The sequence below is a fragment of the Paenibacillus tuaregi genome (assembly GCF_900086655.1).
GTDB lineage: Bacteria > Bacillota > Bacilli > Paenibacillales > Paenibacillaceae > Fontibacillus > Fontibacillus tuaregi.
In genome coordinates this window covers 3,084,063-3,098,857 of record NZ_LT575476.1, presented here as the reverse complement: position 1 = coordinate 3,098,857, position 14,795 = coordinate 3,084,063, and the positions used below count along the sequence as shown (strand labels likewise).

General features: G+C 50.4%; 17 protein-coding genes. 15 read left to right on the top strand and 2 right to left on the bottom strand.

All coding sequences use genetic code 11. The annotated features are described in order from the left end of the window. Positions 1-98: 98 nt before the first annotated feature. Genes BN6628_RS13940 through BN6628_RS13900 form a run of 9 tightly spaced genes read left to right on the top strand, consistent with a single transcriptional unit; the run spans position 99 to position 7,307 of the window. Positions 99-656 carry a biotin transporter BioY gene (locus tag BN6628_RS13940; RefSeq protein WP_316245805.1) on the top strand — a complete coding sequence of 186 codons (558 nt, stop codon included), beginning with the start codon at positions 99-101 and terminating at the stop codon, positions 654-656. Next, positions 656-2,179, top strand: coding sequence for a class I adenylate-forming enzyme family protein (locus BN6628_RS13935; RefSeq protein WP_235847645.1), 1,524 nt, complete (start codon positions 656-658; stop codon positions 2,177-2,179). The genes BN6628_RS13940 and BN6628_RS13935 overlap by 1 nt, the downstream gene beginning before the upstream one ends. Positions 2,180-2,183: 4 nt before the next feature. Next, the gene (locus BN6628_RS13930) at positions 2,184-3,335 is read left to right on the top strand and encodes a thiolase family protein (protein ID WP_068618393.1); all 1,152 of its coding nucleotides are present in this window, start codon (positions 2,184-2,186) and stop codon (positions 3,333-3,335) included. Continuing rightward, positions 3,332-3,703 carry an FAS1-like dehydratase domain-containing protein gene (locus BN6628_RS13925; RefSeq protein ID WP_068618391.1) on the top strand — a complete coding sequence of 124 codons (372 nt, stop codon included), beginning with the start codon at positions 3,332-3,334 and terminating at the stop codon, positions 3,701-3,703. Before BN6628_RS13930 ends, BN6628_RS13925 begins: the two co-directional genes overlap by 4 nt. Positions 3,704-3,709: 6 nt before the next feature. Continuing rightward, entirely contained in the window at positions 3,710-4,069 is a 360-nt protein-coding gene (locus BN6628_RS13920) for a MaoC family dehydratase (RefSeq protein ID WP_068618389.1), read from the top strand. Beyond that, positions 4,051-4,857, top strand: coding sequence for an SDR family NAD(P)-dependent oxidoreductase (locus BN6628_RS13915; protein WP_068618387.1), 807 nt, complete (start codon positions 4,051-4,053; stop codon positions 4,855-4,857). Before BN6628_RS13920 ends, BN6628_RS13915 begins: the two co-directional genes overlap by 19 nt. Before the next feature lie 14 nt (positions 4,858-4,871). After that, positions 4,872-5,672, top strand: a complete 801-nt coding sequence (locus tag BN6628_RS13910) for an energy-coupling factor transporter ATPase (protein WP_068618384.1) — start codon at positions 4,872-4,874, stop codon at positions 5,670-5,672. Then, on the top strand, positions 5,657-6,517 hold the full coding sequence (locus tag BN6628_RS13905; RefSeq protein WP_068618383.1) for an ATP-binding cassette domain-containing protein: 861 nt from the start codon (positions 5,657-5,659) through the stop codon (positions 6,515-6,517). Before BN6628_RS13910 ends, BN6628_RS13905 begins: the two co-directional genes overlap by 16 nt. Then, on the top strand, positions 6,507-7,307 hold the full coding sequence (locus BN6628_RS13900) for an energy-coupling factor transporter transmembrane component T family protein (protein WP_068618381.1): 801 nt from the start codon (positions 6,507-6,509) through the stop codon (positions 7,305-7,307). Before BN6628_RS13905 ends, BN6628_RS13900 begins: the two co-directional genes overlap by 11 nt. Before the next feature lie 14 nt (positions 7,308-7,321). Here BN6628_RS13900 and BN6628_RS26430 read toward each other — a convergent pair whose 3' ends face one another. Both BN6628_RS26430 and BN6628_RS26425 read right to left on the bottom strand, forming a co-directional pair. Continuing rightward, positions 7,322-7,588 (bottom strand): MFS transporter, encoded by a 267-nt coding sequence (locus tag BN6628_RS26430; RefSeq protein ID WP_068618378.1) that lies wholly within the window; start codon positions 7,586-7,588, stop codon positions 7,322-7,324. A gap of 52 nt (positions 7,589-7,640) precedes the next feature. Then, positions 7,641-8,531, bottom strand: coding sequence for a DHA2 family efflux MFS transporter permease subunit (locus BN6628_RS26425; protein WP_235847734.1), 891 nt, complete (start codon positions 8,529-8,531; stop codon positions 7,641-7,643). On the opposite strand from BN6628_RS26425, the gene BN6628_RS13885 reads away from it, so the two are divergent. The 6 genes from BN6628_RS13885 to BN6628_RS13860 all read left to right on the top strand — a co-directional run bounded on the left by BN6628_RS13885 (position 8,461) and on the right by BN6628_RS13860 (position 14,683). Next, a complete protein-coding gene (locus tag BN6628_RS13885; protein WP_082926911.1) occupies positions 8,461-9,042 on the top strand; it encodes a TetR/AcrR family transcriptional regulator in 582 nt (193 codons plus the stop codon). The two genes, BN6628_RS26425 and BN6628_RS13885, sit on opposite strands and share 71 nt — an antisense overlap. Before the next feature lie 505 nt (positions 9,043-9,547). Next, positions 9,548-10,981: a DHA2 family efflux MFS transporter permease subunit gene (locus BN6628_RS13880; RefSeq protein ID WP_089153553.1), complete on the top strand. Its 1,434-nt coding sequence runs from the start codon at positions 9,548-9,550 to the stop codon at positions 10,979-10,981. 98 nt (positions 10,982-11,079) lie between these two features. Continuing rightward, positions 11,080-11,958, top strand: a complete 879-nt coding sequence (locus BN6628_RS13875; RefSeq protein WP_068618370.1) for an NAD-dependent epimerase/dehydratase family protein — start codon at positions 11,080-11,082, stop codon at positions 11,956-11,958. Between the two features lie 81 nt (positions 11,959-12,039). Beyond that, the gene (locus BN6628_RS13870; protein WP_204249256.1) at positions 12,040-12,567 is read left to right on the top strand and encodes an SRPBCC family protein; all 528 of its coding nucleotides are present in this window, start codon (positions 12,040-12,042) and stop codon (positions 12,565-12,567) included. A 167-nt stretch (positions 12,568-12,734) separates the two neighbouring features. Next, positions 12,735-14,123, top strand: a complete 1,389-nt coding sequence (locus BN6628_RS13865) for a multicopper oxidase family protein (RefSeq protein WP_235847644.1) — start codon at positions 12,735-12,737, stop codon at positions 14,121-14,123. Positions 14,124-14,161: 38 nt separating this feature from the next. Then, positions 14,162-14,683 carry a TetR/AcrR family transcriptional regulator gene (locus BN6628_RS13860; protein WP_068618366.1) on the top strand — a complete coding sequence of 174 codons (522 nt, stop codon included), beginning with the start codon at positions 14,162-14,164 and terminating at the stop codon, positions 14,681-14,683. Positions 14,684-14,795 lie beyond the last annotated feature (112 nt).

The following is a 14,795-nucleotide window of genomic DNA, read 5'->3' as shown; positions in this document are numbered from 1 at the left end:
TTGGGTTTACAATAAGAGGGCGCAAAGATATAATGACTTTACGTTAGATGTCGACACTAATAGTAAATCATAGATATGATCTATTGCGGAGGTAATTTGTGTTGAGAACTAAAGAAATGGTGCTTGCCGCGTTATTTGCGGCATTCATAGCGGTACTAGGCATGATCCCGCCCATCCCGTTAGGATTTATTCCCGTGCCTATCACCGCTCAGACTATGGGGGTTATGCTGGCCGGATGCTTTTTGGGCAGGAAGACGGCTACTCTCAGTATCATTCTATTTATTGTGTTGGTAGCTTTAGGACTGCCGATTCTGTCGGGAGGACGCGGCGGGCTTTCTGTCCTAGCCGGACCTACTGTAGGATACTTATTAAGCTGGCTGTTAGCCGCTTACTGTATCGGCGCATTAACGGAGAAGGTATGGCCAGCGCTAAGAGTATGGAAACTGGTAGTGATCAATATTATCTTTGGTGCAGTGCTGGTGAGCTTGATCGGTGCACCAATCATGGCCCTGATTACACATACACCGATCTGGGTGGGGTTGGTGAAAGCAGCCGCGTTTCTGCCTGGGGATTGTATTAAAGCAATTATTGCAGCGGTCATTGCGGTGCAGCTTAAAGCGATCAGCCCTATCGAGGATAAGGTGAACAACTCTTAATGGATACATATATGAGACAGTCTGGTGAGAATCCGGATCTGAATCTAAATGTCGTCTCCTATATCCTCCGCCAGGCAGCCGATAGGCCGGGCTTGGCAGCCTTGTCCCACAGCCAGGGCAATCTTACCTACTCAGATTTAGCCGAGCGAATCAAAAGAATCGCTCAAGGGCTGAAGCAGGCGGGGATAAACCGGGACAAGGTTGCAATCTTATCCACGAACCGGGTCGAATTCGTAGAGGTTTTCCTAGGGACCATTTATGCCGGATGTGTACCGGTACCTTTGGACCCGAAATGGAGTTCGAGAGAAGTTCATGCTGTACTTCATCAGTGCAAACCGGGCATTATCTTTACAGAAGCTTCCTTGGCGGATAGATTAAATATACTGAAGAGTGAGAGCATAGTTCTCACTTTTTCTGCTGATCACGCAGGCACGGGCTCGTATGACAGCTGGCTGGCCCGGTTCACCCCCGAAACCGAAATGGAGCCTGCGAATGAACTGCTGTTTATCGGCTTTACATCAGGCACAACGGGGTTGCCTAAGGGGTTCATGCGCTCGCATGCCTCCTGGATTTCAAGCTTTAGAGCAACCGAAGAAGCCTTCCGGCTGAGTCGAATGGAGCACATTACAGCGCCGGGGCCGTTTGTTCACTCGCTGTCCCTGTTTGCATTGATGCAGAGCCTATACAGCGGAGCAACTTTTCACATTGTCCCGCAGTTTGAGGCGGACGAGGTCCTCCGGCTGTGTGAGCGTGTTCCGGACATGATTCTGTTCGTGGTTCCAACGATGATTGAAGCTATGCTGCGGCTGGCCAAATCAGGTTCAACGAACATTCAGGCCATAATCAGCTCAGGCGGAAAATGGACCGAAGCCTCAAAGGAAGCCTGCAAGAAGGTATTTTGCGAGGCCAGGCTGTATGAATACTATGGTTCATCTGAAGCGAGCTATATCAGTTATATGGATGTTTATGACGATATTAAGCCAGGGGCGGTGGGCAGGGCCTTTCCAGGTGTTGAGGTCTCCATCCGGGACGAGCAGTTTAGCGAGGTTCCTATAGGCGTGGTTGGGCAGCTGTATATCCGCAGCCCGATGATGTTCCTGGGATATTATCAACGGCCTGAAGAGACCGCCGCCGTTTTCCGGGACGGATGGCTCGAACTGGGCGACTATGCGTCTTTGGACGAGGATGGTTATTTGCATCTGGCCGGCCGTTCCAAAAATCGAATGATCACCGGGGGACTGAATGTATTTCCCGAGGAAGTGGAAGCCGTTCTCCAACAGCTGCCTGATATCCAGGAGGTAATGGTGTTAGGTGTACCGGATGACTACTGGGGGGAGAAAATTACCGCGCTCGTCAAGTGGAGAGGAGAGGGACGTCTCAGCCTTGAAGAAATAAAAAGCTACTGCCGCCGTTATCTGGCCGCGTATAAAGCACCAAGGCAGATCATTACCGTGGATGAGTTCACTTATACAAGCAGCGGCAAAATCTCCCGTTATGTGATGAAGCAAATGGTGAAAGGGTGAGGTTATGACCGAAGCGGTCATTGTCATAGCGAAACGAACACCTATCGGCAGATTGGGTGGGCACTTAAGCACGCTCGAACCGGAAGGATTGCTGGCACCGCTAATCCGGCACATTGCCGCAGAAACCCAGCTGCCGCTGGACATGATTGATGATGTTATCATCGGCAATGTCGTGGGTCCTGGCGGCAATATCGCCCGGGTGGCGGCACTGGAAGCCGGGCTTCCCGTAACGGTGCCGGGGGTGACGGTTGACCGGCAGTGCGGCTCCGGCCTGGAGGCCATTAATATCGCGGCCCGGCTCATCCAGAGCGGGGCCGGCGAGGTGTACCTGGCGGGAGGCGTTGAGAGCACAAGCCGTGCACCTTGGAAGATGTACAAGCCGCAGAGCTTGGCCGGTACGCCGCAGCTGTACACACGAGCCCATTTCACGCCCGCATCCTATGGGGACCCTGACATGGGAATTGCGGCCGAGAATGTGGCCCGTAAATTTGCGGTTTCCCGTGAGGATCAGGACCTCTACACCCTTGAGAGCCATCAGAAGGCCGTTCATTCCCAGCAATCAGGGCGTTTCGAACAGGAGATTGTGCCTCTTCAGGCGAATGGAAAGTGGGTGCACGAAGATGAGTGTCCGCGGACAGATACGAGCCTGGAGAAGCTGCACCAGCTTCGGCCGATTTTCATGGAGGAGGGCACGGTAACTGCCGGGAATGCTTGTCCACTCAATGACGGAGCGGCGATCGTGCTCATCATGTCCAGACGGAAATGCCAGGAGCTTAAGCTTCGGCCGGTCCTTCGTGTAGTCGATGCCCAGGCAGCGGGAGTCGACCCAGAGTACTTGGGGATTGGCCCGGTTCCAGCGGTTCAGCGGTTGCTTCGCCGTCAGCAGCTTTCGGTGGACGATTTGGATGTCGTAGAGTTCAATGAAGCTTTTGCCGCCCAAGTGCTCGCCTCATTAAGAGAGCTCCGGATTCCGGTGGATAAGGTGAACCGCGGGGGCGGGGCACTGGCGCTCGGGCATCCCTACGGCGCATCGGGCGCTGTCTTAATGACGCGCCTCTACTCCGAAATGCTGCAGCAGCCATACCGTATTGGGCTTGCTGCCCTCGGCATAGGCGGTGGCATGGGCCTGGCCACCCTTGTGGAGGCTGCTGAATGAAGATAGTGAAATTCCGTGTACATGTCACGGATTCGTTAATAACCCAATTCGCAAACAGCATTGACGCGCCTTTACGCACCCAAGGCGGTGTTCTGACTGCTCCGCCCACCATGCCCGTTATTTTCTGGAAGATTGATGATGCTCCATGGATCGACACTGAGAGGACTTGGATTCATGGATCGCAGCGTTTCGAGTATCAGGCACCGATCGTGTCAGGCATGACCTTGGATTGTGAGCTGATCCTGACCAAGGTGGAGACAAAAAGAGGCAGACAAGGGGAGCTGACTTTGTATACTCATACTCTGGTCTGTTCGTGTTCCGGCAGCCTTATCGTTACAGCGGAAACGGTATTAATTTCAGGCGGGTGAGAAGATATGAGAAAACAAATCACGGCAGAAGATATTCGAAGGTATGCGGCCGCCTCCAAGGATATGGCGGACATTCATCTGGATGACGAGGCCGCGCAGAGAGCGGGCTACAAGCGGCCTATTGCCCATGGGATGTATATCATGGGATTGGCCCAGTCCATTTACGCCAAGGAGCATAAGGGAAAATGGATTCAGAGCTGCGGCATGAGATTTCAGGCGCCGTTACCCGTTGATACAGCTGTCGATTTTGTGTATGAAGAGCAAGGCGGGAGCGTCCTGGTTACAGTGACGACAGAGGATGGCGAGCGGATTGCGACGGGAACTCTTACGGTGAAAGAGGGAGTAACATGGCTAGATCAGCTTTGATCACCGGGGCCACCCGGGGAATAGGGCGCAGTATCGCTCTTGAACTCGCACGAAAAGGTTACCGGCTGATCGTTAACGGCACCAAGCCGGAGTTAATCGACAGCCTTGTACATGAAATCCGTCAAGCGGGTGGCATAGCGGTGGGTATCTGCGCTAATATCGCGGACCCCTCGGAGGTTACCCGAATGGTGGAATATGGTACAGCCAAGTATGGTTCTATTGATGTGCTGATCCACAATGCCGGTAATTTGCGTGACCGGAAATGTGTGGAGATGACCGATGAAGATTGGCACTCCGTCCTAGATGTGCATTTAAACGGCGCGTTTTACTGTGTTCAACGGGTTCTGCCCTACATGACGGAGGGGGGCGGCGATATCCTCCTAATGACCTCGACAGCCGGACTTAGCGGTTCCGCAGGTCAGTTGAATTACAGTGCTGCGAAGGCGGGTCTCCTTGGCATGGTCTGGACACTGGCTGCCGAGCTGCGGGGCAGCCTCATAAGGGTGAACGGCATAGCACCGGCAGCTTTAACGGATATGACCAGGCCTGTGATTGAGCATCTTGCCGATAAATACGCCAGACGCCAAGAGCCGTTTCCCGAGTTCTGGAAGGTGGGGAGCGCCGAGGATGTTGCCCGGTTCGTTGGCGATCTGCTGGATCAGCCGGACCCGGAGCTGACAGGTGAAGTATTCGGGGTGAATGGGCGCAAGATCACCCTGTGGCAGAAGCCGAGTCCTGTCTTCTCGGAAGACGGCGCGGAGTCGTTCTTCTCGGCTTGGAAGCGTTAGAGGAGCGTTAATCAATGTTAACATTCAACCAGGTCCATTATTATTATAAAAAAGGGCATCCCCTTATCGACAACATGAGCTTTACTATTCAGCCGGGTGAATTTGTTGCCATTATTGGTCCTAACGGTTGTGGGAAGTCCACGCTGGCGCGGCTGATGAATGGTCTGATTCTACCGAAGGAAGGCCATGTGCGGTTTAAGCATTTGGACACCTCAAAACCTGCGGATCTTGCAGAAATCTATAAGAGGATCGGCTTGATATTCCAGAACCCGGAGGACCAGTTCATCACCACCACTGTGATGGATGAGGTGCTGTTTGGCATGGAGAATATCCGGGTGCCTAGAGAGGAGATGGCAGCCCGTTTGCAGCATGTTCTGCGGGCGGTTCACATGGAAGAATATATGCATGCGTTGCCCCATGAGCTGTCCGGCGGTCAAAAGCAGCGAGTTGCGATTGCCTCGATCTTGGCGATGCGGCCGGAATGCATTATTTTTGATGAAGCCACGTCCATGCTTGATCCTCAGGGGCGCGAAGAAATCATGTCCATGATGCATGAGCTCCACCGTCAGGGTATGACGGTGATTCACATTACCCATCACATGGAGGAGGTACTGCATGTGCAGCGCGTACTTCTTATTCAGGACGGACGAATTGAGTTCGATGGGGACCCGCTCCATTTTTTTGAAAACGTATCTCTGGAGGATTATCAATTAGAAGCCCCTTTTGCCGTAAGACTGCATAAGAAGCTTGGTCTCAAGTCATCATTGATGGCCAATTGGAAGGAGATGATTCGTTCCCAATGGTCCTCGAGCTAAACCATGTGAGTGTGAACCTCGCAGGCAAGAGTGTTCTGAAGGATATCAGCTGCACCATCCATGATAACCGGTGGATCTCGATCATTGGACAGACCGGGGCTGGCAAATCCACATTTGTGAAAGTGTTGAAAGGGCTGATACCAGATATTCAAGGGGAAATTAGGATTAATGAGCAGCCTGTGCCGACTGACCGTAAAGGATTCATTCAAGTGAATCCGGATATCGGTTTCGTATTTCAGTTTCCGGAGCATCAAATCTTTGAAACGACGGTGTATAAAGAGCTTGCTTTTGCCCCCAAGATTCGGGGTTATTCCCCTAGTCAGATTACAGAGGCAATCCATCAGATCCTTCCCCAGGTCGGGCTAAGTCAAGAGATTCTGCAGTACGCCCCTTTTCAATTAAGCGGGGGACAGCGAAGACGAATCGCCATCGCTTCGGTGCTGCTGATGAACCCTAAGGTGCTCATCCTGGATGAACCTACCGTCGGCCTTGACCCTCAGAGCCGGGCTGCGCTGCTGCGCATGTTCAAGACCTGGCAGCAGCAGGAGGGACGCACCATTCTGTTCGTCTCTCACCATATCGGCGATGTGGCTGACTACTCGGACGAGGTGATGCTCTTCCACGAAGGCAAGCTTTTGGAGCATCTGGACGCCCGCACTTTGTTTCTTCAACGGGCCGAACTGCTGGAGAAGGCCGGACTGCCTCTTCCGGAGCCGATATCGCTGCTGAAGCTGCTTGAAGAGCTAACGGGCAGAACTATTGAGGTCGAAAGCTGCCGGGAGCAGGACATTTTTACCAGGATATTACCCATTTGGAACGACCGGAGAAATACATATGACCAATAATATATTATTAGGACAATATATAGAGACAGGATCGATACTGCACCGGTTGGACCCGCGAACCAAGCTCGCAAGCCTGTTTGTCATTATCCTGGGCTTCTTTACGCTGGATTCCTTCCTGAGTTATGTCTTCGCGGCCGCCCTTGTTGTTGCCCTCATGATTTTGTCGGAAATACCGCTTCGGTTGTTCGTCCGAGGCTTAAAACCGATCCTTTTTATCCTGATGTTTACGTTTTTCTATCACGCTTTCGTGACAGAGGGCACTGTGATCTGTTCATGGGGGGCCATCCACGTGACCGTGGAAGGCTTGCAGAATGGAGCGAAGTTTGTTGTCCGCATAGTTCTGCTGATCTTGCTCGCCTCTGTGCTGACGCTGACAACGAAGCCTTTGACCTTGGCGCGTGGCTTGGAGAAGCTGCTTGCGCCTCTCTCAAAATTGAAGGTGCCTGTGGAACAATTCTCCTTAATGATTGTGATTGCGATTCGTTTCATTCCAACGATCATGCAGGAGCTGGACCGGATTCTGTTGGCCCAGAAGGCCAGGGGATACGATGTCCAAGCTCTCAGGCTGCCAAAACGTGTTTTTGCCTACATTCCGATTCTAATTCCCCTGTTCTTCACTACGATTCAGCGCGCGGAACAGCTGACCCTGGCCATCGATGCACGGGGTTATGGCAACGGCAGGGGAAGAACGGCGTACCATCAACTTAGCTTGAGCCGTGCAGATTATTTTGCGGGCCTGAGTGCTGTCTTTGCCTTGGTGATTCTCCTGTTCATCCGAATAGCGGAATGATGTGGTGGACTATATTATGATTTTTTATTAGGCAAGAAGGCTATAAAAATAAGTGAGATTAAAGTGAAGCCGACTGTCCACATAAATGTATGATTAAAAGCCGTGTTCCGCATCGAAATATTAATAACAGATGTAGAGGTCAATTGATTTTGCAGGATGATGGCAAGCACCGAAGCACCAAAAGCTCCACCGATTTGCTGTAGAATCCGAGTGGCGCTGCTGGCATGCGGGACCTGTTCCTTACTTAATCCTTCATAAGCTGTTGCCATAATAGGGAGCATAACACCTCCAAGTCCTCCACCACGCACAACGAGGGCGACGGCAAGCAGAAGTTCACTGGTATGGGTTCCGCAAAAGGCAAATGGGAGGGTTCCGAGTATGGTTAGAAGGGTACCGAAGAGCACCGAAGAGCACAATCCATCGAGAGCCAATTGTATCTGTAAGTTTGCCTGCTAATGATCGCGTCAATAACATCCCTATACCTTGAGGAATCAATAATAACCCTGAAGCGAGAACACTCTCTCCGCGAACCTGTTGATAATAGAGAGGTAATAATAACATGCCACCATATGAAGACAGACCTGATAAGAACAAAAGACAAGAAGATGCGGTAAAGGACGTGCTTTTAAATATGCGTATGTCTATGACGGGATTGTGGGATTTTCTTAATGCATATAGGCAGAAGACCATTAGAAATAAAACTCCTATGACAATAGGGAGGATGACTGAGCTTTGAAAAAAGCCGTGATCTGAGCTGACTTTGGTTAGCCCATAAATAATCAGCACGATACTAGGTGATACTAAGAATAAACCGAGGATATCCAGTTTTTGAGACTGATTTGTGACTTTATCTTTGGGTAAACCCCATGCGGCTAGAATTAGAGCAATTAAACAAATAGGAAGATTGACATAAAAAATCCAACGCCAGTTAAGATAATTAATGATAACCCCGCCTAATACAGGTCCAAGAATAGGCCCGATAAGTACAGGTAAACCCACAATAGCCATTAATTTACCTAAGTTCACTCCGCCAGCCGCCCGCACAATCATGGTCTGCATGATGGGCATCATCAAACCACCGCCCATTCCTTGAACTACTCTAAAGACGATGAGACTTCCCACATTCCATGACAAACTTGATAAAACAGACCCAATGAAAAATAAACTTAAAGCCAATATCCATATCTTTTTACCGCCAAAACGATCAAGTGCCCATCCAGAAATAGGAATAACAATACCGAGGGCGATTAAGGTTGGTTTTCCAAGTCTAACTATAGAAGGGGTTGCTGCTCGGGCACAAACAAGTAAACCGGTTATTTATCGGCGTTGGCCAAATCGCGAGGAGCTTGTCTTGGCAGCAATTCAGAGAATTTTACCGGCGCCGCCGAACGAAGTACCTAATACGGGCGATCTGCGAAGCGATGTCATCATCGTACTGAATCGTTTGAATGAAATGCTCCGTCAAATTGGGCCAGAAACGATTAATGGATTAATGTCTGTTCTAACAGGTATCCCTTTATCTGAACTGATCAGTTTTCGAAGAACCAGTACCATGCAAACTATTCTGAATCGGGCAGTAGAGCGTGGAGAAGTTAGGCGCGAAAAAATAACCCTGCGAATTTCAAGGCTGCCTGTTGATCTTGTCAGACATGAGGTGTTGATTACCTATGAACCTGTGTCACAGGACACAATTGCTGAAATTGTAGATGAGATTTTTTTACCCCTAATAAGATGAAGGGATTCCATAACAAATAAGCTTGAGCGAAATCAGGTAAGTACTTGGGTCCGAATCTGGTGCTGCATGATTGCTGTATAATTTCGGAAACTGATATTTCCGTTTGTTGAATGGTGACATGAAGGGAATTATTATTCCAAGATGGCCATGCTTCTGCTTGTTGAATCCGGCGGAAGCTTGGGATTTTGTGATGTCGCACAATTGCCGGAAAAGATCTGTCTGATGTTGGATATTTATACGGATTCGGACCGGGAATAAGGTGATTGAAGGAGCACTGCACTTTTTTAAAGTTTGTTATTGACCAATCAATAACAAACTGATATAGTGAAATCATCAAGTTAGTAATTGATCAATCACAATTGATGAAAGCGGTGGTGAAAAATGCTCGACCTGTTGGTCACAGACGCGAACAACAATAGTTAGAGGAGCTATACTTATAACAGTTGCAGGGCGGATTTTCTTAAAAGGGTTGTAATTGATCAATCAATAATTGGAGGAGATTCTTATGAGTTCCATGGTTCAATCGGCAAAAGCGAATTCTCGTGCTATACCGTATCGGTGGTGGGCGCTGATCGCACTGGCGTTAGCTCAATTCCTAGTCGTTCTTGATGCATCCATCGTTAATATCGCGCTTCCCTCTCTTGGCTCAGAGCTTCACTTAAGTACCAATACGCTGAGCTGGGTCATTACGGCTTATGTACTGCCTTTTGGAGGTTTGCTGCTTCTAGGCGGAAGGCTGTCGGATCGATTCGGGCATCGAAAATTGTTCATGACTGGAGTCGCTGGATTTGCACTTGCTTCAACCGCAGCAGGAATGGCTACCACGGGAGCCTGGCTGCTCACAGCGAGAGCGATTCAAGGAGCCTCAGCTGCTCTGCTCGCACCGGCAGCGCTCGCTCTCGTTACCAAGTTGTTTGCAGATCCACAAGATCGTGCTAAGGCGCTCGGCATATGGGGCGCAGTTGCGGGTACCGGCAGTGCAGCGGGCGTCTTGCTGGGAGGTATGCTGACGGCTTCGTTTGGCTGGTCTGCGGTGTTTTATGTGAATGTTCCTATAGCAGGATTAATTCTAATTGCGGTTCCTTTCCTCATCGGCAGGGATTCACTCGGCGAACGCGTAACTCTGGATATGTCGGGCTCGGTAGTGGTAACGGCAGGCATTGTAGCTCTTGTAGCCGCGCTTTCCGGAACAGAGCAGGTCGGCTGGACGTCCCCGCAGACGCTGATTCTGGCAGGATTGGCGGTTGTATTGCTCGGGTCGTTCATCTTCCTTGAGAAGCGTGCTTCAAATCCGCTTATGCCGCTGAGCATCTTCCGCAACAAGTCGGTTACGGGTGGGAATCTCGCGATGTTCCTCATCGGAGGAGCGACGACGGGGCTATTCTTCGCACTATCGGTTTATATGCAGCAAGTGCTTCATTACGATGCATTAAAAGCAGGGCTCACCCAGCTCCCGCTGGCCGGTGCGCTGGTCTTAATCGCCGGAGTAGTTCCCGCACTGGTTAAGGCAATTGGTCAGAGCAGGACACTGGCGACATCGCTGATCCTGATGGCCGGAGGGCTAGTTTGGCTATCTTTATCGCCTAGTGACGCAACGTTTGTAGCCAATTTGTTAGGACCGTCCATCTTGATCGGGATCGGATTAGGAGGCGCGTTCATTTCCGGAACGGAGCTGGCGGTTCACGGTGTGGCGGACGGGGAAGCAGGGCTTGCGAGCGGCTTGGTTAATACAAGCCAACAGATCGGCGGAGCGATTGGACTTGCAGTACTGACAACGGCGGCATCGTCTCGAATCGATCACTTGTTGAGTCGTGGTGCTGCCGAAGCGCAAGCATTAACCGGAGGATTCTCCTGGGTATTCCTCGGGGCCGCCGCATTTGCGATTATCGGAGCGATAGTGGTTCTTGTGGTTGCAAGGCAATCTCGTCGCTATAAGTAAGTGACTAATCAATCACAAAAAAATACGGCACCGTTACAGTTAGGCACCAAGTCAGGCAGTCTTAAGAAATCGAAAAAACTAAATTTAGGGTGATTAGAATGCTAAGAGCAATGGTAGTGAGAGCAGGGAGTGGATGGGGTAAGGCGCTTGTCGAGCAATTAATCGGGGCGAATGTCGAAGTTGTTGCCTATTCGGGGTCACAACGGAAGCTGGAATCGCTGGAAAAGGCCTTCTCATCTTCTTCGCTTCTACGAACAGCGAGAGGAAATGCCAGGAATCGTAGCGAGCTGTTAACTGCCGCGGAAGGCGTTGACGTGATTTTCTGCGGAGTTTACTTAACCTACGATGACAACCCGGAGAAGGTGGGGCAGATGCTAGAAGCTGTTCGAAGCATTGCCGCAGTGACCGGAGCCAAGATGGTTACCCTCGAAGGGGTTTATCTTCCCTCCAATGAGATGGAAACAGTGAACTCGATCCACTCAGGTGCCACTTCCATGCGAATCTTCAGTCCAGAGTTGTACGGCGGGACCGCTTCGAACACACTGATTCATTACGCGCTTCGCAAAATCGTTCAAGGGAAACCCGTCAAGCTGCTCATTAATCCATCAGTCAGAAGAGACTATCTATACGTGGACGATGCCGCCCGGTATGTAATGGAGCTGGCTCTGATGGAGTCTGCTTATGGGAGCGATTGGTATCTTCGTGGCAATGGACTAATCTCGCAAGCGGAGCTCCTTGATCTGGCCGGTTCAGTCGTTCAAGCTGTGCCACGCTTCGAGCCAATCGGAGGCTGGCAGCGTCGCCTGCTTCAGTGGTATGAGCCGAGGGCAAAGAAAATACTGGATCGCTATGAGCGGCTCGGCAACGAATTTGGATCAAATGGCACTGAGTATGGTGGCGTATTGTCAACTCCTTACCAAGAAGGAATAGCTTCAACGGTAAAACGAATGTTGGCAAAGCAAAATAGTGTTCATTAATTATTTACTCACAAAAAGTATAAGAAGTTTAGGTTAGTAATCAAACAATTAATTAAAATCCAACGAAACGAGGTCAATGAAATGGAAAAGTCGATAGTAAATGGGGTATCCGGCGTGACAGGATCGGAGAACGGGAAAGAATTGCTTGTACAAAAGGGCATGGTCGATGTTGACCGAAATGCACAGGTCATCGTTGACCTATCTATTGAGATTGAAGCTTCTCAGGAGACTGTGTGGCAGATACAGACTGGCATCGAACAGTGGCCGACCTGGCAGAAGGATATCACGCAAGTGAGATTATCCGGTCCGATCGCCTCTGGGAGCATGTTCCAGTGGGAAACTCATGGGCTGCAAATCAACTCAACCATCCTTGAGGTTGCCCCCATGAAACGAATCGTATGGGGAGGTCCGGCTCATGGTATCGAAGGCGTTCACGTGTGGAGCATCACGCCCATAGCTAAAGGAGTACTTGTGCACACTGTGGAGTCCTGGGACGGCCCGCCTGTTGCAGCTGACCCCAACGGCATGAGAGCCGCACTCGAGGCATCACTGAAGGCTTGGCTTGCCGCCCTTAAATCAACAGCCGAGAGCTTGACAACCGAAGAATAGTAACTGATTAATCAATCGTATTACGAGGGGGAGTAATTCTGAATAGAAGAAAAATTGTAAAACGCCTGATTTATTTCGTCCTTCCTTTGACTTTGGTGCTTCTGATCGGAGCGGTGCTTGTTACTTATTTTTGGCAGATGCGGCTTCAGAAGCCTGAAGAGATTAACATGGCTTCCCATCAGATGGCGGCAGGCATGACCAGTATGGCTAACATGGGGGATATGAAGGACATGGAGCATATGGAGGGTATGGAAAATTCGTTGTCCAAAGGAGGAATGGTGCCTTGTGACTCTATCACGATTCCCGAGTCATCGGCTCCGATTCGCAAGTTCGATCTGACGGCCGCCCGGACAACATTGAAGCTGGACAATGGCAAGAACATCGAAGCTTGGACCTTTAATGGCATGTCTCCGGGGCCGGAACTTCGTGTAACGGAGGGGGACCGAATTGTTATTACTTTGTATAACAAGGACATCGAGGATGGCGTTACGATCCATTGGCACGGAATCACCGTTCCGTGCTCACAGGATGGTATTGCGGGAGTAACACAGGATGCCGTGGCTCCAGGGGAACAGTTCACGTACACGTTCATCGCAACAAATCCGGGCACCTACTGGTACCACTCCCATCAAATGAGCTCGATTCAGGTAAGCAAGGGACTCTTAGGCGCACTCATCGTTGAGCCCAAGAAGAGCTCCAAATCCGATACTTCAATGTCAGAGGCAACGGCTCTTTATCAACAGCTGGATTCTTCAATGCTGGTGAACGGAAGCACAAGAGGACTGACAATTCCAGGTAAAACAGGCGAACTGATTAGGCTAAGGCTGATTAACTCGGGCAATGAAACGATGGAATTCAGTGTCGATGGAGCACCCTTTCGGGTCATGGCGATGGATGGCCACGATTTGCATGAACCTGGTCTGCTGAAAGAGACGATGGTTCCGATAGGGGCGGGCCAGCGTTATGATCTGCTTATCCAAGTTCCGGAATCGGGTAAAGTCGTCATCAGCAGCCCCTCGGCTGTGGACTTACCGATTACGATAGGGAGCGGAAGCCAGCCACAGCATAAGGAAGGCGGACAGCTGTTCTCGTATTTCGATTATGGAAACCCAGTACCTGATGACCCCGTCCTGCAGCTCAAGCCCGATCGGCATTTTGAGCTTAAGCTCGGCCAAACTCTGTTTACCAAGTCAATTAATGGGAAATCGTTCCATGAGATTCCCACGATGACCGTGAAGGAGGGGGACCATGTTCTCATCACCGTCTCCAATGAAGGCGGAGGTGATCATCCCTTTCATCTTCACGGACATGTATTCCGGGGCTTGAGTAAGAATGGCTCAGCCCTGCAAGGCAGCCCGGTATATCTTGATACGCTTCTGACGAAGGAGGGCGAGACTTACGAGCTGTACCTGGAAGCTGATAATCCGGGCCTCTGGATGATACATTGCCACAACCTCAAGCACGCTTCAATGGGCATGAGCATGATGTTGAATTACGAAGGTATTACGACGCCATACCGGGTAGGAACCAAGTCCGGCAATCTACCAGATCTATAATGTTAGCATTCCTGTTATTTAAAAAGGAGCTTAAATTCATGACCAAAGACGCGAAAACATCCCTCAACCGCCGAGCCGACATTATCTCTGCGGCGATCGAGGTATTTGCCGAGACCGGTTATTACAAAGCCACTACAGCACAAGTGGCACAGCGGGTTCAAATCTCACAGCCTTACGTGTTCCGCTTCTTCGCGACCAAGGAACAGCTGCTTCTGTCAGCACTTGAGGTTTCATGGATGCGAATCATCAAGTCCTTCCGCCAAGTGATCGAATCCGCGTCTTCGGAGCGGCTGGAAGCCGAACTGATCGAAATCTACGAGGAAATTTCGGAAAGCCATCGCAATGAAATGCTTCTACAGATGCAGGCACAGGTGATTCAAGAAAATCCGATCCAGGAAGCCATGCGTTTTGGGTTCAGGGGGGTACATCGAATGGTACTTGAAGCTTTCCGTCAGGCAGGGGACTCGAATCCTAAAGAGAGTACGATGCTGTTCCTAGCCCGAGGGATGCTCTGCAACCTTGCCGAAGCCATCCGCTTGCCGGAACTGAAGGAAAGGTAAAGAAAGCAGTTAGGCTCCGATTAAAAGAATAAATTCGTTGTTTGAAATTGGAATTTACGGAGTGACATTTTGGATGAATAGGGGATACTGGGTACTTGCTGCTTGGCCTGCC